The organism is Chryseobacterium paridis, from assembly GCF_016595215.1.
In the GTDB taxonomy this organism is placed as follows: Bacteria; Bacteroidota; Bacteroidia; order Flavobacteriales; family Weeksellaceae; genus Chryseobacterium; species Chryseobacterium paridis.
The window spans coordinates 131821-154520 of record NZ_JAENHK010000001.1; the positions used below are offsets into that span (position 1 = coordinate 131821).

Here is a 22700-nt window from a genome sequence, read left to right on the forward strand (position 1 = left end):
TCTATTTTTTTATAAAAATACATTATAATCTCGAAAAATAAAACTTCTTGAATATCAAATGTTCATTAAAAAAACCTTTTCAAGTAGATTGAAAAGGTTCTTAAATCAAAAGAAATTTGAAATATTATTTAGTAATAATGATTTTCTTATTTAATAATATTTTACCAGAATCCTCTGTTATGTTTACAATATACGCCCCATTCACAAGGTTATTAAGATATATTTTTTGATATAAAGCTCCATCTTTTGCAGTTAAGCTATATTTCATGACATTTTTGCCTGACATATCAAAAACATTAAGTGTAAGATTTCCTTTTATACTTTTATCAGTACCATCTACAGTAATAAATTGCTCATCCACTTTAGTAGGATAAATTTCCAAATGAGTTCCCGTATTTGCTGTAACCGATTTGTCATTAGCGAAATATTTACTTGCAAGATCATAAATATGCAAATTCAAATCTCCAGGAAGCTGTTTAGCTGCTAATGTCTTTAGATCTACTGCATATAGAGGAGCTCCCTTTGCACTTGCGATAACTACTTCACCCTTTGAGTTTACAGCAGATCCATTTACTGAATAATTTTCCGGAAGACCACTGATCTTTCCTATAAATTGAGCCCGGAGTTCTTTCTTTACTATTTTAAATACATTTCCTGATGTTGAAAAAACATAGAAATTATTATCTGCGTCTGCAACCATATCTCCTCCGAAACCAGTTTCAATTGTTGTAAACGAATTTTTGCCATTGGATGTATCATCTTTGATAATTCCCAGATCAACAACCGAATATTGATTATTTTTTTTACTGATTTGCAAAAACTGAGTTCCGGCGTTATTAATAGCGTAGATATTCCCATCATATCCTGTCGCCATTCTTGTTATATGAGAATTGATATCACATGATGTAACTCTGGTTACATTATTTTCCACCAAAGTTATTTCTTTGGTTTTGGTATTCAGAATGTATACATTGGAGGAAAACATAGGCATATATATTAAATTATTTCCTGAGGAATCATAAGCCAATGCCGCCATTGTTGCAGACTGAGCATGATTGTAAGAATTCTTATCCTCTGTTACAGATCCATTTCTGGACTGCGAAAAGATTTTAACTGAAGAATCAGCTGTAAAGATTGTTTCTCCGGAAATACCACTAGTGGTATTAATTGCTCTAAAATCATTAAAAATAATACTCGGTGTATCCTTTCCGGTAAGTGCAAAAAAATCCTGCTGCGCAGAAGCCTCGGCTCCTAATAACAGCAAGATAAGAGGGAATAAAAGTTTTTTCATAATTATGGATTTAGATCGTAATAAATTTGTTATTACTAAGTTATGCAATTTTTACATTGAATAATAAAAAAACCTAGTAATTAAATATTTTATAACATTTGACTCCAATAATTATCATTTTACAGAAAATAAACTCTTTATCTATTGAATAAAGAACATAAAAAAACTCTCGCAGATTTAGCGGATCAAGCAGATGATTATTCTTAAAATCTACGTAATCTGTAAAATCTGCGAGAGATGATTATTTAAAAAGTTTTAAATTTTATTCTAATTTAAAACATAAGTAGTCCCGTCTCTTCCATCTTTTAATTCGATACCTTCAGCAAGAAGTTTATCTCTGATCTGATCTGAAAGATCAAAATTCTTAGACTTTCTTGCCTGGTTTCTCAATTCTATTAAAACCTGTAGAGTCTGATCTAGCTTTTCATTGTTATTTTCTTCTACAGCCTGCAATCCAAGAACATCAAAAATAAAAGCATTTAAAGTAGATTTTAAATCAGCAAGATCACTTGTTGAAATAGTTTCTTTACCATCATTTAAAGCAAAAATAAATTTCACGGCTTCGAATAAATGGGCAATCAATATCGGGGAATTAAAATCGTCTGTTAAAGCGTCATAAGCTTTTGTTTTCCACTCTTCAAGATTGAATCCAGATTCTTTTTGATCATTAGGAGCGATCGAGTTCAGAACTTTCACGGCCTCCATTAATCTTACAAAACCTTTCTCACTTGCAATCATAGCATCATTAGAAATATCAAGAACACTTCTGTAATGAGCCTGCAAAAAGCAAAACCTTACAATCGACGGATGGAATGGTTTTTCAAAAAAATCATTTTCTCCTGTTACCAACTGCATTGGTAAAATATAATTCCCTGTGGACTTACTCATTCTTTGACTGTTCATCGTCAGCATATTAGCATGCATCCAGTAATTTACAGGAGCGATATCATTGCAAGCCTTACCCTGAGCAATCTCACATTCGTGATGTGGAAATTTTAAGTCCATTCCACCACCATGAATATCAAATTTCTCACCGAGATATTTAGTACTCATTGCTGTACACTCCAAGTGCCATCCTGGAAAACCTTCCCCCCAAGGCGAGTTCCATCTCATAATATGGGCTGGAGATGCTTTTTTCCAAAGCGCAAAATCCGGTGAATTTTTCTTTTCTCCCTGTCCATCAAGATCACGGGTATTGGCAAAAAGCTCTTCTATGTTACGTTTTGAAAGTTCCCCGTAGTTCAATCCTCTTTTGTTATATTCAAGAACATCAAAATACACGGAACCATTGCTTTCATACGCAAAACCTCTTTCAATTAGTTTTTGAGTTAATTCAATTTGCTCTACAATATGTCCTGTGGCAGTAGGTTCAATATTAGGAGGCAACAAATTAAACAGATCTAAAACTTTATGAAAATCTACAGTATACTTCTGTACGATCTCCATAGGTTCTAATTTTTCAAGACGGGTCTGCTTTACGAATCTATCATTATCTACATTTCCATCATCTGTAAGGTGACCTGCATCTGTGATGTTTCTTACATATCTTACCTTATATCCCAAGTGCATAAGGGTACGATAAATAAAGTCGAAGGAAAGGAAAGTTCTTACATTTCCCAGGTGTACATTGCTGTAAACAGTAGGCCCACAAACGTACATCCCAATATTTCCCTCTAAAATAGGTTTGAATATTTCTTTTTCAGCCGTTAGCGAATTATATATTTTTAATTGCATTGATTTTAAATTAAAAGATTTAATGATTTATAAATTTAGTTTAAAGTTTTAGTATTAAAAGATTATCTTCTTTTAACAACAGTATTTACAGCAACAACAAATAATGGTTGCTAGAAAAATCTTATCCGAAACTTTTTTAAATTTTATCATTATTAAATTGTTTTTAACCGATTCTGATAATCCATTTTATTAATCCAAAGTCGTATGACTTCCTACATAGTGCAGGAACTCCTGTCTTGTAATAGGATTCGTTCTGAATATACCACTTAATTCTGCAGTAATTGTTGAACTGGCTGTATCTTTAATTCCTCTGCAATTTACGCAAAGATGTTTTGCATCAATGATACATGCTACATCTTTTGTCCCTAAAGCTTCTTTTAATGCATTCACGATCTGCATGGTCAGTCTTTCCTGAACCTGCGGTCTTTTTGCATAATAATCCACAATTCTGTTGATCTTCGAAAGACCAATGACGTCGCCATTTGAAATATAGGCAACATGTGCTTTCCCTATAATTGGCAAAAAGTGATGTTCACAAAATGAGTATACCGTAATATCTTTTTCCACCAACATTTGTCGGTATTTGTATTTGTTGGAAAACTTAGAAATCCCAGGCTTATTTTCCGGAAGTAATCCTCCAAAAATTTCATTCACATACATTTTCGCCACACGTCTTGGAGAGTCTTTTAATGAATCATCAGTCATATCCATTCCTAATGTCTCCATGATTTCTCCAAAAAGCTCTGTAATTTTTTCTATTTTTTCCTGTGGCGATTTATCAAAAGCATCTTCCCTTAAAGGCGTATGTTCTTTTCCAGTGAAAATATCATCGTCGTTATCAGTAAAATCAACCATTTTTTATATTTTGCAACAAAAATACGGATAAAATTGATTCATTGATTTCAATTGAAACTAAAAACATTATCTTTCACCCTCTATTTTTATAAAATTTATGATTATTGTTGAAGAAGTACAAAATGAAGAACAACAAAAAGAATTTTTACAATTCCCAGCTGAACTTTATCAACAAGATAAAAATTACATCAGACCTTTAGATAAAGATATTGAAGAGGTTTTCGATCCCGGCAAAAACAAGTTTTTCAAAACCGGTGAATGTAAAAGATTTTTATTTAAAAATAAGAACAATACAACTGTTGGAAAGATTGCAGTTTTCATCAATGATTTCTACAAGCAAGATCAACCGACAGGTGGTATAGGCTTTTTTGACTGCATCAATGATCAGGAAACAGCCAATTTTATTTTTGATTATTGTAAAAACTGGCTCCAGGAAAAAGATATTGAGGCAATGGATGGCCCTATTAATTTTGGAGAACGGGATAAATTCTGGGGTCTTCTTATTGAAGGTTTTTCACCTCCTTTGTTTGGTATGAATTACAATTTTCCCTATTACAAGGAACTTTTTGAAAATTACGGATTCCAATTATATTTTGAACAGCTTTGTTTTTCAAGACCTATTTTCGCTGAAGTTTCGAGGGTATTCAAAGTAATGCATGAAAAACATAAACGAAATCCGGCAATCTCTGCGCAACCCATGAAGAAAAACAATCTGAAAAAATTTGCCAGAGATTTTACAGAAGTCTATAACAATGCCTGGGCAGCACATGGTGAAGGGAAATGGCTGGAAGAAGCCAAGGTTCTGAAAATGTTCAATACTATGAAACCTATCATCAATGAACACATATCATGGTTTGTTTATGAAAATGAAAAACCCATTGCCATGTGGATGAATATTCCAGATGTTAATCAATGGATAAAATACCTCAACGGAAAATTCGGATGTATTGAAAAATTAAAACTCCTTTGGTATAAAAGATTCAAAAAAAATGACAAGATGGTAGGATTGGTTTTCGGGGTTATTCCAGAATGGCAAAGAAAAGGAATTGACGGATACATGATATGGGAAGGAACACAGCATCTAAGAAAACATACGGATTTTAAAGTGACAGAGCTTCAGTGGATAGGAGATTTTAATCCAAAAATGATAAAAATTGCTGAGACCCTCGACACTACTGTGACCAGAAAATTAGTAACCTATCGTTATTTATTTGATAGAAACAAGACTTTTGAAAGACATCCCATGCTATAAAAAAATCCCTGTTGATAGAACAACAGGGATTTCCTTTCATTAATACTCCTTCATTAAAATAATTCCCCTGCGACTTTCTTTATATTATCACTTTTACCCATTGAATAAAAATGTAAAACCGGTACTCCAAAATCCAGAAGTTCTCTGCATTGGTTGATTGCCCATTCAACCCCAATTTGTTTTACAGCCTCGTTGTTTTTAGCACTTTCAACCTCATTAATTAACTCTTCGGGCAAATCTATTTTAAATACCTGTGGTAATAATTTTAAATGTCTTTTTGTGGCGATTGGTTTGATTCCGGGAATAATAGGAATTGTAATTCCCATTTCTCTTGCCTTTTGAACAAACTCAATAAATTTTTTATTATCAAAAAACATTTGAGTTACAATATAATCCGCTCCTGCATCTACTTTTTGTTTCAGCCATTTCAGGTCGTAATTCATTGATGGAGCTTCAATATGCTTTTCAGGATACCCAGCAACTCCAATGCAGAATTTATTAAGCTCATCGCCAACCTCTTCTTCATTGTGGAGGTATTTTCCCCGTCCGAGATCATTGATCTGATGAACGAGATCCATGGCACTTTCATGCCCGCCAGGTGTTGCTTCAAAGTATTGATGTCCCTTCATAGCATCTCCACGAAGTGCCATAATATTCTCAATTCCCAAATACATACAATCCACCAAAAGATATTCAGTCTCTTCCTTGGTAAAACCACCACAGAGTAAGTGTGGAACAGTGTCTACATTATATTTATGCTGAATTGCAGAACAAATTCCCAAGGTTCCCGGACGCATTCTTGTAATTCTCCTTTCCACCAGACCGTTTCCTTTATCGAGATAAATATATTCTTCTCTGGAGGTCGTCACATCAATAAAAGGCGGTTTAAATTCCATCAAAGGATCTATATTCCTGTATAAATCTTCAATACCAATTCCTTTTTGTGGCGGAACAACTTCTAAAGAGAATAAAGTTTTTCCATTTGCATTTTTTATATGTTCTGTAATCTTCATGTTTGTTTAATCTGCTAAATTAGGTGACAGCCATTTTTTGGCTTCCTGGATGCTACAACCTCTTCGTGCGGCGTAGTCTTTTAATTGATCTTCTGTGATTTTTCCTAAACCAAAGTATTTGGCATGAGGGCTTCCAAAATAATATCCGGAAACTGATGCTGTTGGAAACATTGCTAAACTTTCTGTAAGGTACACCCCAATATTCTCCTCTACTTTCAGAAGATCCCAAATGGTTTTCTTTTCCAAATGATCAGGGCAAGCAGGATATCCTGGTGCAGGACGTACTCCTTTATACTTTTCGGCAATAAGATCTTCATTACTTAACTCTTCCTGATTAGCATAGCCCCAGTATTCTGTTCTTACTTTTTTGTGCAAAAATTCAGCATATGCTTCAGCAAATCGATCTGCAAGAGCCTTTACCATGATCGCATTATAATCATCATTGGCTTTTTCATACTCGTTAGATAATTCGTCTGTACCAAAACCTGTAGTAACACAGAAAGCTCCCATGTAATCTGTTTTACCAGAACTTTGTGGAGCAATAAAATCGCTTAATGCCAAATACTCTTTCCCTTTAGATTTCTGAACCTGCTGTCTCAAAGTCAAAAACCTGGCTTGTTCCTGATCATTCTCATCAAAAATGATGATATCATCTGTTTCATTAGCATTAGCTTTGAAAACTCCGAAGATGGCTTTTGCGGTTAAAAGCTTTTCATCAAGAATCTTTTTCAAAATAACCTGAGCATCTTTAAATAATTCTTTTGCCTGTGCACCAACGACCTCATCTTCTAAAATATTAGGATATTTACCATGAAGATCCCAGCTTCTGAAAAATGGGGACCAGTCTATAAAAGGAACCAGCTCGTTCAGATCCTGATCCTGGAAAATTTTTATTCCGATATTGTTGGGTGTAAAAATATCTTCATTTTCCCAATCTATTTTGAAATGATTCTTTCGGGCATCTTCTATAGATACATAATCTTTATCAACCTGTCTGTTCAGAAACTTCTCCCGGAAATCTGAGTACTCACTTTTTAAGTCATCTACATATTCTTTATTCCGGTCTCCTAATAAAGAACTTACTACATTTACTGCCCGCGAAGCATCATTTACATGAACTACGGCATTTTTATATTTTAAATCTATCTTTACGGCTGTATGAGCTTTAGATGTGGTAGCACCTCCTATTAATAAAGGAAAATCAAGATTTTGTCTCTCCAGTTCTGCAGCAATATAAACCATCTCATCCAGACTTGGGGTAATCAAACCACTCAACCCAATGACATCTACTTTTTCTTCAATCGCAGTCTGAATGATCTTTTCAGCAGGAACCATCACTCCAAGGTCAACGATTTCATAATTATTACAACCTAAAACAACGCTCACAATATTCTTTCCAATATCATGAACATCTCCTTTTACTGTAGCCATTAATATCTTACCATTTGCTGGTCTGGACCCATCTTTTTCCGCTTCGATATAAGGCTGTAAATAAGCAACTGCTTTTTTCATCACCCTCGCCGATTTTACAACCTGAGGTAGAAACATTTTTCCACTTCCAAATAAATCTCCTACAACTCCCATTCCTGTCATCAAATTGATTTCAATAACGTGTAATGGTTTTTCAGCTACTTGTCTGGCTTCTTCTACATCTTCTTCAATAAAGCGGTCGATTCCTTTGACCAAAGCATGGGTAATTCTATCCTGAAGGGGTTTTGTTCTCCATTCTAGGTCTTCAACCTTTTCTTTCTTAACAGATTTATGTTTCTCCGAATAATCTAAAAGTCGCTCTGTTGCATCTTCTCTTTTATCAAGAATAACATCCTCTACTAATTCCAGCAGCTCCTTATTGATCTCATCATACACCTCCAGCATGGCAGGGTTTACAATTCCCATATTCATTCCTGCCTGGATTGCATGATAAAGGAAAACAGAGTGCATTGCCTCTCTTACGGTATCATTTCCACGGAATGAAAAAGATACATTACTTACTCCTCCACTTACAGAGGCATAAGGAAGATTTTGTCTTACCCAACGTGTGGCATCAATGAAATCCAGTGCATTTCTTCTATGCTCATCCATTCCTGTAGCCACAGGAAAGATATTTAAATCAAAAATGATATCCTCTGCCGGAAAATCGATTTGATTGACAAGAATATCATAAGACCGTTTTGAAATTTCTATCCTACGGTCTAAAGTATCCGCCTGCCCATCTTCATCGAAAGCCATTACGATAACAGCAGCTCCATATCTTTTAATAGCTTTTGCTTGTCTGATAAATTCTTCTTCACCTCCTTTTAAGCTTATAGAATTGACGACACATTTTCCCTGAGCCACCTGAAGTCCAGCCTCTAAAATTTCCCATTTTGAGGAATCCACCATAATAGGAATCCTTGCAATATCCGGTTCAGAAGCAATCAGGTTTAGAAATTTAATCATGGATGCTTTTCCATCGATCAGCCCATCATCAAAATTGACGTCAAGGATTTGTGCTCCTCCCTCTACCTGATGTCGTGCAATATCTAATGCTTCAGGAAATTTTTCTTCTTTAATTAATCGTAAAAACTTTTTGGAACCGGCAACATTAGTTCTTTCACCAACATTGATGAAGTTACTTTCCGGCGTTATGATAAGAGGCTCAAGCCCCGATAGTCTCAAATATTTCATCAATTTTTTATTCTTCTAAAATGTAATATGCATTATTTGCATTTTGCCTGAGCAAATCCACATGTTTGCCCAACGCTGTAAAAATTGGAAACTTCTTGTATGCTAAACCATTCTCTTTTGCAAACTCTTCAATCTCTTCCGTGATCTCATTATAATACATATAACTGTAATTGGGGAAAAGGTGATGGGCCACATGAAAATTGAAATTTCCCAAAACATTCCTAACCATCCAGTTATTATTGGCTAAATCGTTGGTGACTTCCATCTGATGACGAAGCCAGCTTGAAGGAAGTCCGTTTTTCTCATCCAATCTTGGAAAAGCATTATCAGGAAGCGGGTGAAGCGGCAATAAAACAAATAATGCAAAAATACTTGCTGTAATTACTTGTAAAAACCAGGCACCTAATGCTAACCCTATGGAAGCTTTAAAGAAAATAACCGGAACAATTATCTGATAAAAGAAATAGAACAATTTGTACGTGACCATTTTTACTTTTTCAATCACAGGAATAGATCCCTGTGTCTTTAAAATCACTCTTTCATTGTCAAAAAAGTCTCTGAAATCTCTTATAAACATCCAATTGAAGAGATACAATGGATACACTAAAAAGAAAAACAAATGCTGGTACTTTTGTACTCCCTTTGCTTTAATCCATGGGACTATTAAAAGCAGTCCACTCTGTTCAATATCGGTATCCCAACCATCTACATTAGGATAAGCATGATGACTTGCGATATGTCTTTTTTTCCAGATATATGAATTTGCTCCTACAAAATCAAAGATCTGCAGTACCCATCCATTTAATCTTTTACTTTTAAATATATTGTTATGGGCAGCTTCATGAATTAAATTCAGATAAATAATGACCAATGTGATACCCATAAGAACAAAACTGGAAATATAAATCCAGGATTTTTCAACATTTAATAGGGCGAAAACATAAAGCCCAATGTATACAATGGGTAATAAAACAGCTTTAATCTGAATATAAATATCTCTGTTTTCCGTTATGTTTTCTACTCGCTGGTTCACCTTTTTTCTTAATTCATTAAAAAGTTTTAGATCTTCTGTACTCTTTAAATAACTTGGCTTTTCCATACTATTACATTTAGTGTAACTTAAAAATAATAATACTAAACCGTTCTTTTACAATGGATTCAATGAAAAAAATCTATTAAATCACACAATTTCCTTCAATTTTCTTGGCTCATATTTTTCAACCAGATCTGCAATTGCTTTTATATGATCAGGGGTAGTTCCGCAACAGCCACCAATAATATTAATCAATCCCTTCTCTACATATTCTTTTATTTGCTCCGCCATAAATTCGGGTGTTTCATCATATTTTCCAAAGGCATTGGGTAAACCCGCATTAGGATAAGCTGAAACATGAAAGTTTGAATTATGTGCTAATGTTTCCAGATAAGGAGTTAATTGATTCGCTCCTAAAGCACAATTAAAACCAACACTTACAAGGTTAAGATGTGATACAGAAATTAAAAAAGCCTCTGCAGTCTGACCGCTTAATGTTCGTCCTGAAGCATCTGTAATTGTCCCGGAAACCATAATCGGAATTTTTATTCCTCTTTCATCCTGAATTTCATCAATAGCAAACAAGGCCGCTTTTGCATTCAGAGTATCAAAGATGGTTTCTACTAATAAAATATCCGACCCTCCATCTAAAAGCGCTTCTGATTGTTGCTTATAAGCAATTCTTAATTCATCAAAAGTTATCGCGCGGTATCCCGGATCATTAACATCCGGACTTAGGCTGGCTGTTCTGTTGGTAGGGCCAATAGATCCTGCAACAAATCTCGGTTTAGCAGGGTTTTTAGCTGTGAATTCATCGCAGGCTTTTCTGGCAATTTTTGCAGACTCATAATTCAGTTCATACACCAGATCTTCCATGTGATAATCTGCCATAGCAATGGTTGTGCCCGAGAATGTATTGGTTTCAATAATATCAGCTCCTGCTTCCAGATACTTTTTATGAACTTCTTCAATAGCATGTGGCTGAGTAAGGGAAAGCAGGTCATTGTTTCCTTTAACCAGATGCGGATAATCTTTGAAACGTTCACCACGATAATCTTCTTCTTCAAACTTATACCGCTGAAGCATCGTTCCCATTGCTCCGTCAAGAACTAAAATTCTTTCGGAAAGTGCTTTATATAATTGTTCTGAACTTTTCATTTTATAGGTTTTGGCTAAAGCCGTTATTTTTATTTTTCATAAAATGGGCTAAAGCCCATTCCTATTGAATTAATCCAATGCTTGTCTTAGATCAGCAATAACATCTTCTACATTTTCCAGTCCTACTGAACAACGAACAAGACCTGCTGTAATTCCTACTTCATTTCTTTCTTCATCCGTCAGCTTTGAATGTGTAGTAGATGCGGGGTGAGTAACAATTGTTCTTGTATCTCCAAGATTAGCTGAAAGAGAACACATTTGTATTTTATCTAAAAATTTTCTGCCTCCTTCTATTCCTCCTTTTATTTCAAAGGCTACAATATTTCCTCCTAACTTCATCTGTTTTTTCGCGACTTCATAGCTTGGATGAGAAGGTAAAAAAGGATATTTTACAAGTTCTACATTTGGATGGCTTTCTAGAAATTCAGCTACCTTCAAGGCATTTTCACAATGTTTGTCTACTCTGATTGCTAATGTTTCTAAACTTTTAGATAAAACCCATGCATTAAAAGGAGACATTGCCGGTCCCGTATTTCTGGCAAAAAGATAGATTTCTCTGATCAGATCTTCTCTACCTACTGCTACTCCACCAAGTACTCTACCTTGTCCATCAATTAGTTTTGTTGCGGAATGAACTACAACATCAGCCCCATATTTGATAGGCTGTTGAAGATAAGGTGTTGCAAAACAATTATCTACAATGAATATAAGATTATGTTTTTTAGCAATTTTTCCAAAAAATTCCAAATCCAAAATTTCAATTGCCGGATTCGTTGGAGTTTCCAGATATAAAATTTTTGTATTAGGCTTAATGAGATTTTCAACATTCTCCGCATCTTCTGCTTTAAAATAAGTGGTCTCAATATTCCATTTAGGGAAATACTTGGTAAACAAGGTGTGAGTAGATCCAAAAACAGACTGACAGCTTACAATATGATCTCCAGCATCCAATAAAGTTGCAAAGGTTGAGTAAATAGCTGCCATTCCTGTAGCAAAAGCATATCCCGCTTCTGCACCTTCCATTTTCACTATTTTATCTGTGAATTCTGTAACGTTTGGGTTAGAGAATCTGCTGTATAAGTTTTTAGGTTTTTCTTCTGCAAAACTCGCTCTCATATCTTCAGCATCCTGAAAAATAAAACTGGATGTAAGGTATAATGGAGTTGAATGTTCGTCAAATTGACTTCTCTCCGTCTGCGTTCTTATCGCAAAGGTTTCAAAATTTTCCATATAGTTTTAATTCTAATAATGTAACAATATATCAATGTAACAGTTTACCAATGAAGGAACTCATCTTTTCAGGGTAGTTTATTGGTACATTGTTATACTGCTACATTGGTACATTAATTTATTTAGTTTCGCTTACTCTTAAAATATCACCAAAAACTCCTCTTGCAGTAACCTGTGCGCCTGCACCTGCTCCCATAATTACAATAGGATTTTCACCATAGCTTTCTGTATAGATTTCAAAAATAGAATCTGAACCTTTTAACTGTCCTAAAGCTGAAGTAGCAGGAACTGAAATTAACTTCACATCAAGCTGACCCTTTTCTTTTTGCAAGTCACCATGTAAATCACCCACATAGCGTAATACATGATCAGCATCCTGATTTTGTTTGATGCTCTGATATTCATCATCCAGCTCTTCTAACCTTGAGATAAATTCATTTTTATCAATTGAAAGTAAATCAGCAGGAATCAAATTTTGAATATTAATGTCATTGAATTCATTAATAAGATCTAATTCTCTGGCAAGGATTAAAAGTTTTCTTGCAACATCGTTTCCAGAAAGGTCTTCACGTGGATCCGGTTCAGTAAAACCTTTTTCCATTGCCTCACCTATTATTGTTGAAAACTTATCATTTCTAACTGAGAAATTATTGAAGATATAGCTTAGAGATCCAGAGAATACTCCTTTAATTCTTGTAATATTTTCTCCTGAAAGATGTAATAGTTTAATCGTATCTATTAGAGGTAAACCGGCTCCAACATTGGTTTCATAAAGATAACGTCTATTGTTTTTGCTCAACGTATATCTTAGTTTACGATACTCTTCAATGGGAAGGGTGTTAAAAATTTTGTTGGAAGAAACCAGATCAAATCCATTTTCTGCCAAAGCATGATAATTTTTAACAAAATCTTTACTGGCCGTATTATCAACCACAATAAGGTTTTCTAATTGATTCTCTTTTGAAAAATTAATTAGTTCATCAACATTAGAAGGGCTATCCGCTACTAAAACCTCGTCATTCCAATTGTTATCAAATCCTTTTTTATTGAATGCAATCTTTTTTGAGTTAGCCACTGCGACAACTTTCAAATCAATTTTCTTACGTCTTCTGATTTCTTCGGAAGACTCAAGCACCTGATCAATTAAGGTTTTTCCAACATTCCCATGCCCGATAATGGCAAGATGAACTGTTTTAGGTTTTTTTGATATTTCTGATTCAATGATATTTTTAGTTTTCTCATCCTGTGATGAAGTAACTACGATATTCACTCGTTTTTCACTCGCTATTTGATTCAGAAGCAATGGGAAAACATTATTTCTAGCCAGCTCTGCCAGCACTTTATTAAAGTCCTCAGCTACAAAGCCTAAAACAGAAACATTATTAATACTATAAATCTGAGACACAGCTCCTGATTTTCTTTCTGCTTCAAATTCTTCTATCAGACAATTCACAGCATTTTCGGAATCGTTTTCATGAACCAAAATTGAGATCCCGTTTTCTATAGCTTGTTGTGAAATCACTCCTACGCTGATTCTAGCCAAAGTAAGAGCTTTAAAAATTCTTCCGTCAATACCGATTTCACCTAAGAAATCTTCTCCTTCAAATTTGATGATTGATCTGTTCTTTAAAAATTTTATTTCGTTAGCATTTTTCATCTGTACATTCTTTATTGTTTAGTATTGTTACTGAAAATCTTGTGTTTGTTCGATTTCTTTCTGTAACAAAATGTTTTTTATGATATTATTTAATTGTTTATATTCCATTAGGAAGGCATCGTGCCCATGAGCTGAGGTGATCTCGTGATAAAAAACATTCTCCTTTTTACTTTTCAGTTTTTCAAAACAATTTCTGATTTCTGAAGCGGGAAAGAATAGATCTGTATCAACGGAGATCAAGTGCATTCGTGCCTGAATTTTCTCCAGCCTCTTTTCTTCTGCATTAATGTTCATCAGTAAATGATTCATTAGCTTATAAGATTCAAGACTAAATCTTTCATTAAGAGTTTTTCCGTGATACACAAGCCAGTCTTCAGACTCAAGCTTTTGTTTTTCGATGTTATATTTATTTTGAAATCTATCGTTTAAAGATTGTGGGGTTCGGTAACACAACATGGCATGAATCCTTGCTTTCTGTAATGGTTCATCATTTCCATTCAATAAGAACTTCTGAACTAAACATTGAGCATGAAGCCAGTCGTGCGTTTTAAAGTCACAGGCTATAGGAATGAATATTTCGGCAAGTTGTGGATTTTTAGCTAACATCTCCCAACCAATCCCTCCTCCAAGAGAACCTCCAATAATGGCATATAAATTTTTAATATTCAGAAATTCAAGACCTTTCAGAAAAATATCAGCTATATCTGCAGGTGTAAAATCTTCATATTTTTCAATTAAAAAGTCATCATACCCATTTCCGGGAATATTGAAACATAAAACAGTGTACGTGTTATCATCAATTATCTGACCTTCTCCAACCAATTGCTTCCACCAACCATTTTGCCCGGAAACATTGGAATTCCCCGTCAATGCATGATTGATTAAAATAATAGGTGCTGTAAACAGCTCTTTCCCGAAGATCTGATAGCTCAACGGGATATGATATTCCTTTCCGGAAATAGTTTGATAAGAAAGATTAATATGTTTTAGTTCTGTTTTCAATTCTATTATATAATTTATAATACAATTGAAAATGCCACAGGAAATGGCTGAAGAACTTCAGTAAGTTATCTGTCCAAAATAATTCTTTGGTAGAACGTAGCACCTTCTTCGCTTGCGCAAAGGGTTGCTAAGGTTTCATAGGGTCTAATCCCTCAACCTTTCTTGATAACATTTTCAATATGTGAATGATCGAATGGTGCAAAGATATAATATTTTATTTAGAATTTTTAATAAAAAAATAATTTATTCTAAAAAAGCCTGTAATTATAAGACTTACAGGGATATGTTAATAATTATTCAGATGGAAAAAATTGGAATTATTTTTCAAAAAAATTACCTTCGTAGGGTAAAATGATGAATTATGACTGCAGAAAAACAAAGATTATTAGATATAAACTGGAAAAGTTGGGGACCTTATGTAAGTAACAGGCAATGGGGAAATGTTCGGGAAGACTATAGTCCCAATGGCAATGCCTGGAACTATACGAACCACGATAAAGCAGAGAGTTCTACCTACCGTTGGGGAGAAGAAGGAATCGCAGGAATATCTGATACCAAACAGCTTTTTTGTTTCGCTCTTTCGTTCTGGAACAAGAAGGATAAAATGGTAAAAGAACGCTTTTTCGGATTAAGCAATCCTCAAGGTAATCATGGTGAAGATATCAAAGAAATCTTTTATTATCTGGACAACACCCCTACTCATAGTTATATGAAGATGGTGTATAAATATCCCATCAACGAATTCCCTTATGATCATCTGGTATCTGAAAACGGAAGACGAAGCAAAAAAGAAGCTGAATATGAAATTATTGATACGGGAATCTTTGATAACGATGAGTATTTCGATATTTTCATTGAATATTGTAAAGCTGAAGCTGACGACATTCTGGTTCGGATAACGATTTGCAACAGAAGTCAGCAAGACGCTCCTATCATTGTAGCTCCTACAGCATGGTTTAGGAACAATTGGAAATGGGGTTACAATACGTACAAAGGACAGTTGAGTGCTTGCCAGGAAGGAACTATAGATATCAATCACGACAGTATTTCTATCAAAAAGTTTTATTCAAGAAACACAAATGCAAACAGCGTATTTTGTGATAATGAAACGAATACCCCAAAATTATATGGGGCTCCATTGACTGAGAATATTTATTTCAAAGATGGAATAAATGACTACATCATTCATAAAAGTAACACTATTAATCCTGAAAAAAAGGGATCAAAGGCTTCTTTTATCATTGATGAAGTTATCAATGGCGGACAATGTAAAACTTTTGATTTCAGATTATCTCCCAGTGAGATGGATGAGCCTTTCTATCAATTTGATGAGATCTTCGCAGCCCGGATTGCAGAAGCCAACGAATTTTACAATGAGGTTCAGCATGATGTAACGAATGAGGATGAAAGAAATGTTCAAAGGCAAGCTTTTGCAGGTCTGCTCTGGAACAAGCAATTCTATCACTACAATGTTGGAAAGTGGCTGAAAGGAGATCCTAATTTTGAAGCTCCAAGAGATTTTAATCACTATGTAAGAAATACAGAGTGGAACCATATGCATAATAAGGATATTATTTCTATGCCTGATAAATGGGAATATCCATGGTATGCCACCTGGGATTTAGCATTCCATTGTGTTCCTTATGCGTTAATTGATGCCCAGTTTGCAAAGAACCAGCTTCTGTTGTTAACCAAGGAATGGTATATGCATCCTAACGGACAACTTCCTGCTTATGAATGGAACTTAAGCGACGTAAACCCTCCCGTTCATGCATGGTCATGTTTCAGGGTTTTTAAAATTGATGAAAAAACAAATGGCAAGCCTGATTTATTGTTTCTTGAGAAAGTTTTTCAAAAATTACTCCTCAATTTTACATGGTGGGTTAACCGTAAAGATAAAAATGGAAAAAATATTTTTGGTGGTGGATTCTTAGGTCTTGATAATATAGGAGCCTTCGACCGTAATATGGAACTGAAAGACGGAGAACATCTTGAACAGGCAGATGGAACAAGCTGGATGGCAATGTATGCTTTGAACATGATGAGAATTGCTATGGAGCTTGCTCAGTATTATCAGGTGTATGAGGATATGGCCATTAAATTCTTTGAACATTACCTTTATATTGCAGAAGCAATGGAAAATATGGGTGATGGAAAAGAAGGATTATGGAATGAAGAGGATGGATTCTTTTATGACGTTTTACAGTTAGCCGACGGTGAAAGTGTCACCCTACGTTTGAGAAGTATCGTGGGGCTTATTCCTCTCTTTGCAGTAGAAATTATCGACCATAGCTTACTGGAAAAAATGCCTAATTTCAAAATAAGAATGGAATGGGTATTAAAAAATAAACCTGAGCTTACAAAATTAGTTTCCCATTGGGATGAAGAGGGCCATGGCAGGAAACATTTGATGAGTATCTTACGTAAAAACAGATTATCAAAGGTGCTTACCAGAATGCTTGATGAAAAGGAGTTTTTAAGCTCTTATGGAATCAGAGCAATGTCCAAAGTATATGAAGAGAATCCTTTTATTTTCTCTGTTCATGGTACTGAAAATGTAGTGTATTACACTCCGGCAGAAAGTGACAGCCGTATGTTTGGCGGCAATAGCAACTGGAGAGGTCCCATATGGTTCCCTATTAACTTTCTGATTGTTGAAAGCCTTCAACGATTTCACTTCTATTATGGAAACAGCTTAAAAGTGGAATTTCCCACTGGAAGTGGAGATAAAAGAAATCTTGATGAAGTAGCTCAGAATATCAGCAACAGATTATGTTCTATATTTTTAAAGGATGAAAGTGGGCAAAGAGCATTCAATGGAGGAAATAACAAGTTCAATTATGATGAACATTTCAAAGATTATATTACTTTCTATGAATATTTCCATGGGGATAATGGGCGCGGAGTAGGCGCTTCCCATCAAACAGGATGGACGGCTACTGTCGCCAAACTTATGAAGCCAAGATAAAAAACATTAAAACCTCTTTTTAAAAAGAGGTTTTTTATTTAATATGATCTATCTCCAATATTAAAAATATTTATTATCAAACAATAATTAAAATAAAATAGTAAATATTTCACAATAACAGATTATTAATAAATATTAACCTTTGTGCTGTAAAAACTTGAAAACAGTTTAATTCTTTTCTTAACAACTTTGTTAACACTGAAAAGATAGTTACAATTGTAAAGGGGGATACCCCAACAATTCATAATAAGCACAAAGCCGGATTTATAATCCGGCTTTTTTTATTCTACTTGATGTTATTAAATTTTTTCTCCATTCACAAAAACTTCATATCCAATTTCTACATTAGGTTCTAGTGTCTTAGAAACAGAACAGTATTTTTCAAAGGATAGCTGTGCAGCTTTCAGAGCCTTACCTGGATCAATATTCCCTTCTAGAAAGAATTTAACCATAATCGCTTTAAAAGGTTTAGCATCTCCTACAGGTACTCTATCCCCTTCTACTTCAGCTTTGAAACTTGTAATCTCTTGTCTTTGCTTTTTTAATATAGACACTACATCTATTCCGCTACATCCGGCAACTGCCATTAAAACGCTTTCCATAGGAGAAACACCTTTTGCTCCAGGCTGTGATGTATTATCCAAAAGGATAGAATTTCCTTGAGAATTGGTGCACTCAAATAAAAAGTCGTCGTTTATTCTGTTTAGTGTTATTTTCATTGTTGTATTTATATTTAAGATCATTAGAATTAGCTTATAATCTAATAGGTAAGCAAAATTGCGAATTTGTAGGTACAAAATTATAAAATTCCTCTGGCTTTTATCTCCAGATATTTATTGATAACATCGATATTCAAATTTTCAGGAAGCGTATATACTGTGTAAATCCCATATTTTCGTAGTTCCTGAATAATCAGTTTCTTTTCAAATTCGAATTTTTCTGCAATAATCTCATCATAGATCTCTTGTGTACTTTCTGGATTTTTATGGATTAAGGTCTGAAGTTCTGAGTTTTTGAAAAAGACAACCACCAACAAATGGTTTTTCGCAATTCCACGAAGGTATTTCAGCTGCCTGTTTAATCCGTCTAATGTTTCAAAATTGGTAAAAAGTAAGATGAGACTTCTTTGATTAATTGAATATTTTACATCCTGATAGAGCCTGTTAAAATCACTTTCAAAAAAATTAGTTTTGATATTATAGAGTGATTCAGAAATTTTCTTTAATTGGCCCGATTTATTTTCGGCTGCTATTTTATTTTCTGTCTTCTTGGAAAAAGTCATCATCCCGGCACGATCTCCTTTCTTTAAAATAATATGAGATAAAGCCATCGTTGCATTAATAGAATAGTCCAGAAGACTTAATTCCTTAAAAGGCATTTTCATGGTTCTTCCGGTATCAATCAACATAAAAATACGCTGTGATCTCTCATCCTGAAATTGATTGACCATTAAACGATTGGTCTTTGATGTAGCTTTCCAATTAATGGTCCGAATATCATCACCAGGAACATATTCCTTGATCTGCTCAAATTCCATCGTATGCCCCAGTTTTCTGATCTTTTTAATCCCTCCAAGTAAAAATTCACTTTGAAGAGCCATCAGTTCATATTTTCTGAGATGGATAAATGACGGGTAAGCAGCTAGGCTAGCATCTTTCTGAAAATTAAACCTTTTTGAAATAAAACCTATAGGTGAAGCAGCATAAACATTTAAGCTTCCAAAATTGTATTCACCTCTTTCTTTCGGTTCTAAAATATATTGGAAATAGGTATTTCTCCCTGCATCAATTTCTTTTTGGATTAAAAAGTCTCTCTTTTGAAACTGAAAAGGTATTTCGTCAATGATTTTCGTATTGATCTTGAATCGATAGTTATTTTTAATATCTATTTTTATCGGATTTTCATCACCATTAGATAATTTTTCCGGCAAGATTCTTTGTGCTAAAACACCCTCCTTTTGATTAAAAAGCAGAAGATAATCTACCATTGCCGCTAAAAAACAAAGCAATAAAACAGTATGAGCAATATAGATAAAGAATGGAAAAAAAAATGCTAAAACATAGAGTATCCCCACTCCTATGAGCGTGTAGAAAAAACGGTTATTGATGTATAAGTTTTTCATTTTTCAGGTTGCGGATCAAAGGTTTTAGATTGCAGGCATATGCATTCACTGCAAGGAGTTAATCAACCCGTTCAACATTTTTGAAATTTCTATAATATCCTTATTTAATTTTATATATTCATTTTCTTCCAGAAAATTTAGATTTTTAGAGATGAGTAATTGAGTTTCAACTTCTGAACAACTTCCCCTGGAAATTTTTAAAAATTGTACATAATCAGGTTTACTTCTTCTTGAATTTCCTTCTGCAATATTTGACGGTACTGAAACGGAAGCTCTTCTGATTTGTGAAGTCAATCCATACATTTCTTGTCTAGGAAAATCATCTGAAACTCTATAAATTTAAGTAACAAAATCAATAGATTTCTGCCAAACTAATAACTCTTTAAAATTTGCCATACAAATATTTGTTGTTGATTACCTGCTACCTAATACCTACTATCTTCTACTTATCTAGGAATCTCTATCCCTTCTAAAATTTGCCTGATAATTTCATCAGCACTTAGACCCTCCATTTCTCTTTCAGGCGAAACAATTACTCTATGTCTTAATACAGCATAACTGGCTTCTTTGATATCCTCAGGAGTTACAAAATCTCTTCCTCTTAGGGCTGCAAAAGCCTTTGAGGCAGTAAGTAAAGCTAAGCTTGCTCTTGGTGAAGCCCCCAAATATAAAAACTGATTTTCTCTTGTATTCACAATGATTTTAGCAATGTACTCCATGAGCTGTGCTTCAACAATGATTTCCTTGACCAGCTGTTGATAATTTTTTAACTGCTCTGCCGTGATCACTTTTCCAACAGCTTCAGTTTTATCTTCTGTTCTGCTTTCATGCTGATTTTTGATGATCAAAATTTCTTGCTCGAGATTGGGATATCCCACATTTATTTTAAATAAAAACCTGTCTAGCTGAGCCTCTGGAAGCCTATATGTTCCTTCATGCTCTATTGGGTTTTGTGTAGCAACAACTAAAAAAGGTTCTTCCATCGTATATCGAATCCCATCCATTGTAATCTGCCTCTCCTCCATTACTTCAAATAAGGCAGCCTGCGTTTTTGCAGGAGACCTGTTAATCTCATCAATTAAAATAAAGTTGGAAAAAATAGGACCTTTTTTAAATTCAAACTCAGAATTCTTTACACTGAAAACTGATGTTCCTAAAATATCGGAAGGCATTAAATCCGGTGTGAACTGAATTCGGCTAAAGTCTACATCAATTGTTTTAGCTAACAATTTAGCAGTTATCGTTTTCGCAACTCCCGGAACTCCTTCAATCAGGACATGTCCGTTTGATAAAAGCGCGGCCAAAAGATGTTCAACCATACTTTCCTGTCCAACAATGACCTTGGCAATTTCAGATTTTACTTTTTCTAAACTTACACGAAGTTCGATCATATCGATTCTCGATTGAAAATCAGTTTCTTTTTTATCAAGATTTATAGAACTTTGATCTTCTAAATTTTGGTTTTCAAGGTTTTCCATAAAATTTTAATTTATCATTTGTCAATGCATCATTTCATCAATAAATTACAAACTACTGCATTGTTATATTATTATCTTATTATTTCATCCAGGATCTTGTTCATCCTTGTAAGGTCTTCTTTCATTACACTGGCATATGGATCCTGAGCTTTTCGAATGAGAACAATTGCCTCATTAATGATCTCAATAGTTTTTCCTGTTTTTAACTGTAGCTTTTTGGCAAACTCATCATCTAGATTCTGAGTATCAATAAGAAGATCCATTCTTACTTTATTCAAAAAATATTGAGCCTTCTTGGCCATCATATCATGGAAATCGCCTTCCTGCAAATAAAGATTCCCAATACTTTTCACAAAATCTACTGAGGTATTTTTAAGGGGCTCTATGATTGGAACAATTCGTTGTTTTCTCTTCGCATTAAAGAAAATAAATAAAATAAGTCCAGCTAAAAACACCCACCAGGCATATTTCAAAGCTGGTTTAGATAAGATAAATCTCATAAAAAAACGAGAAGTAGCTTTAGCATCTGCCGCTTCTACAAACCAAACAGTCTCCTTGTCATTAAGATAAGAAAAAACATCCTGTGCATATCTTACATTTCCAGGTTTAAGAAGATAATAGTTGGTAAGGAAAAGCGGTTCGCAGTGAACATATATATTTCCTTTTCCAAATTTCACTTTAATGAAATTAGCCTGATCAATATTATCTTTCTCAACCGTTTTGCCTAAAATTTCAACCCCAGGTTTAATATAAGAAAATCCCCGACCTGAAGGAAATTTGTCTAAGTTAATGAAATCATTCAGATAATTTTTATCTGTAAGCTTTAGAACATTTTGATCATTAAATGAAATTTGAGAATCATAATAGCCTATACTGTCCGAAATCTCCTTTGGAATTTTACTTACAATGAGCATTGCATCTGAGCCCGTAGAAACTTGCCCAAGGATACTTCGCCATGATTCCTTATCAATCTCTTTTTCAACAACTAAAATATTATGAGATGTTTTCTTATTCTGGTTGTAGTATTCATAAGGTGTCTGGTCTATCTTTTTAAGATTACCTCCAAAAAGATCTTTTGACTCTTTATTAAATACAAATAGGCCAAACGGTGATTTCTCATTGAGATCGAAATTCTTACGCCAATCTGTAACCTCTTTTTTATTAACTTCAAGCAACGCCAATATCACCATGATAATGATGAAAATTATAGCATATATTTTGAAAGTTTTATTCATTGAAA

At 34.2% G+C, this 22700-nt stretch carries 17 protein-coding genes and 1 riboswitch; of the genes, 2 read left to right on the top strand and 15 right to left on the bottom strand.

Annotated elements, in window-relative coordinates:
- Positions 1-124 precede the first annotated feature (124 nt).
- The 3 genes from JHL15_RS00575 to folE form a co-directional block, all read right to left on the bottom strand.
- Positions 125-1291, bottom strand: coding sequence for a T9SS type A sorting domain-containing protein (locus JHL15_RS00575; protein WP_200241497.1), 1167 nt, complete (start codon positions 1289-1291; stop codon positions 125-127).
- Positions 1292-1558: 267 nt separating this feature from the next.
- Positions 1559-3025, bottom strand: coding sequence for a cysteine--tRNA ligase (gene cysS, locus JHL15_RS00580; RefSeq protein WP_200241498.1), 1467 nt, complete (start codon positions 3023-3025; stop codon positions 1559-1561).
- Between the two features lie 189 nt (positions 3026-3214).
- The gene (folE, locus tag JHL15_RS00585; RefSeq protein ID WP_200241500.1) at positions 3215-3880 is read right to left on the bottom strand and encodes a GTP cyclohydrolase I FolE; all 666 of its coding nucleotides are present in this window, start codon (positions 3878-3880) and stop codon (positions 3215-3217) included.
- Positions 3881-3977: 97 nt separating this feature from the next.
- On the opposite strand from folE, the gene JHL15_RS00590 reads away from it, so the two are divergent.
- Entirely contained in the window at positions 3978-5132 is a 1155-nt protein-coding gene (locus JHL15_RS00590) for a hypothetical protein (protein ID WP_200241502.1), read from the top strand.
- A 53-nt stretch (positions 5133-5185) separates the two neighbouring features.
- Here JHL15_RS00590 and metF read toward each other — a convergent pair whose 3' ends face one another.
- The 7 genes from metF to JHL15_RS21180 form a co-directional block, all read right to left on the bottom strand.
- Positions 5186-6145: a methylenetetrahydrofolate reductase [NAD(P)H] gene (gene metF / locus JHL15_RS00595; protein ID WP_200241505.1), complete on the bottom strand. Its 960-nt coding sequence runs from the start codon at positions 6143-6145 to the stop codon at positions 5186-5188.
- Positions 6146-6151: 6 nt separating this feature from the next.
- A complete protein-coding gene (gene metH / locus JHL15_RS00600) occupies positions 6152-8812 on the bottom strand; it encodes a methionine synthase (protein WP_200241507.1) in 2661 nt (886 codons plus the stop codon).
- 7 nt (positions 8813-8819) lie between these two features.
- Positions 8820-9911 (bottom strand): fatty acid desaturase family protein, encoded by a 1092-nt coding sequence (locus tag JHL15_RS00605; RefSeq protein WP_200241509.1) that lies wholly within the window; start codon positions 9909-9911, stop codon positions 8820-8822.
- A gap of 81 nt (positions 9912-9992) precedes the next feature.
- Entirely contained in the window at positions 9993-11003 is a 1011-nt protein-coding gene (locus tag JHL15_RS00610) for a homocysteine S-methyltransferase family protein (protein WP_200241512.1), read from the bottom strand.
- A gap of 69 nt (positions 11004-11072) precedes the next feature.
- The gene (locus JHL15_RS00615) at positions 11073-12233 is read right to left on the bottom strand and encodes an O-succinylhomoserine sulfhydrylase (RefSeq protein ID WP_200241515.1); all 1161 of its coding nucleotides are present in this window, start codon (positions 12231-12233) and stop codon (positions 11073-11075) included.
- A gap of 118 nt (positions 12234-12351) precedes the next feature.
- Complete coding sequence (locus JHL15_RS21175; protein WP_234047654.1) at positions 12352-13890, bottom strand: ACT domain-containing protein; 1539 nt, start codon at positions 13888-13890, stop codon at positions 12352-12354.
- Between the two features lie 27 nt (positions 13891-13917).
- Positions 13918-14892, bottom strand: a complete 975-nt coding sequence (locus tag JHL15_RS21180) for an alpha/beta fold hydrolase (protein WP_234047655.1) — start codon at positions 14890-14892, stop codon at positions 13918-13920.
- A 62-nt stretch (positions 14893-14954) separates the two neighbouring features.
- Positions 14955-15064, bottom strand: a riboswitch (SAM riboswitch).
- A gap of 189 nt (positions 15065-15253) precedes the next feature.
- On the opposite strand from JHL15_RS21180, the gene JHL15_RS00625 reads away from it, so the two are divergent.
- Complete coding sequence (locus tag JHL15_RS00625; protein WP_200241517.1) at positions 15254-17860, top strand: MGH1-like glycoside hydrolase domain-containing protein; 2607 nt, start codon at positions 15254-15256, stop codon at positions 17858-17860.
- A gap of 299 nt (positions 17861-18159) precedes the next feature.
- On the opposite strand, the gene JHL15_RS00630 is transcribed toward JHL15_RS00625, so the two are convergent.
- The 5 genes from JHL15_RS00630 to JHL15_RS00650 all read right to left on the bottom strand — a co-directional run bounded on the left by JHL15_RS00630 (position 18160) and on the right by JHL15_RS00650 (position 22695).
- Positions 18160-18579 (bottom strand): OsmC family protein, encoded by a 420-nt coding sequence (locus tag JHL15_RS00630; RefSeq protein ID WP_200241519.1) that lies wholly within the window; start codon positions 18577-18579, stop codon positions 18160-18162.
- Positions 18580-18659: 80 nt separating this feature from the next.
- Positions 18660-19982 (bottom strand): DUF58 domain-containing protein, encoded by a 1323-nt coding sequence (locus JHL15_RS00635; RefSeq protein WP_200241521.1) that lies wholly within the window; start codon positions 19980-19982, stop codon positions 18660-18662.
- 45 nt (positions 19983-20027) lie between these two features.
- Entirely contained in the window at positions 20028-20321 is a 294-nt protein-coding gene (locus tag JHL15_RS00640; RefSeq protein WP_317193018.1) for a four helix bundle protein, read from the bottom strand.
- A gap of 107 nt (positions 20322-20428) precedes the next feature.
- Entirely contained in the window at positions 20429-21460 is a 1032-nt protein-coding gene (locus JHL15_RS00645; protein WP_200241523.1) for an AAA family ATPase, read from the bottom strand.
- Between the two features lie 71 nt (positions 21461-21531).
- Positions 21532-22695, bottom strand: coding sequence for a hypothetical protein (locus JHL15_RS00650; RefSeq protein WP_200241525.1), 1164 nt, complete (start codon positions 22693-22695; stop codon positions 21532-21534).
- Positions 22696-22700 lie beyond the last annotated feature (5 nt).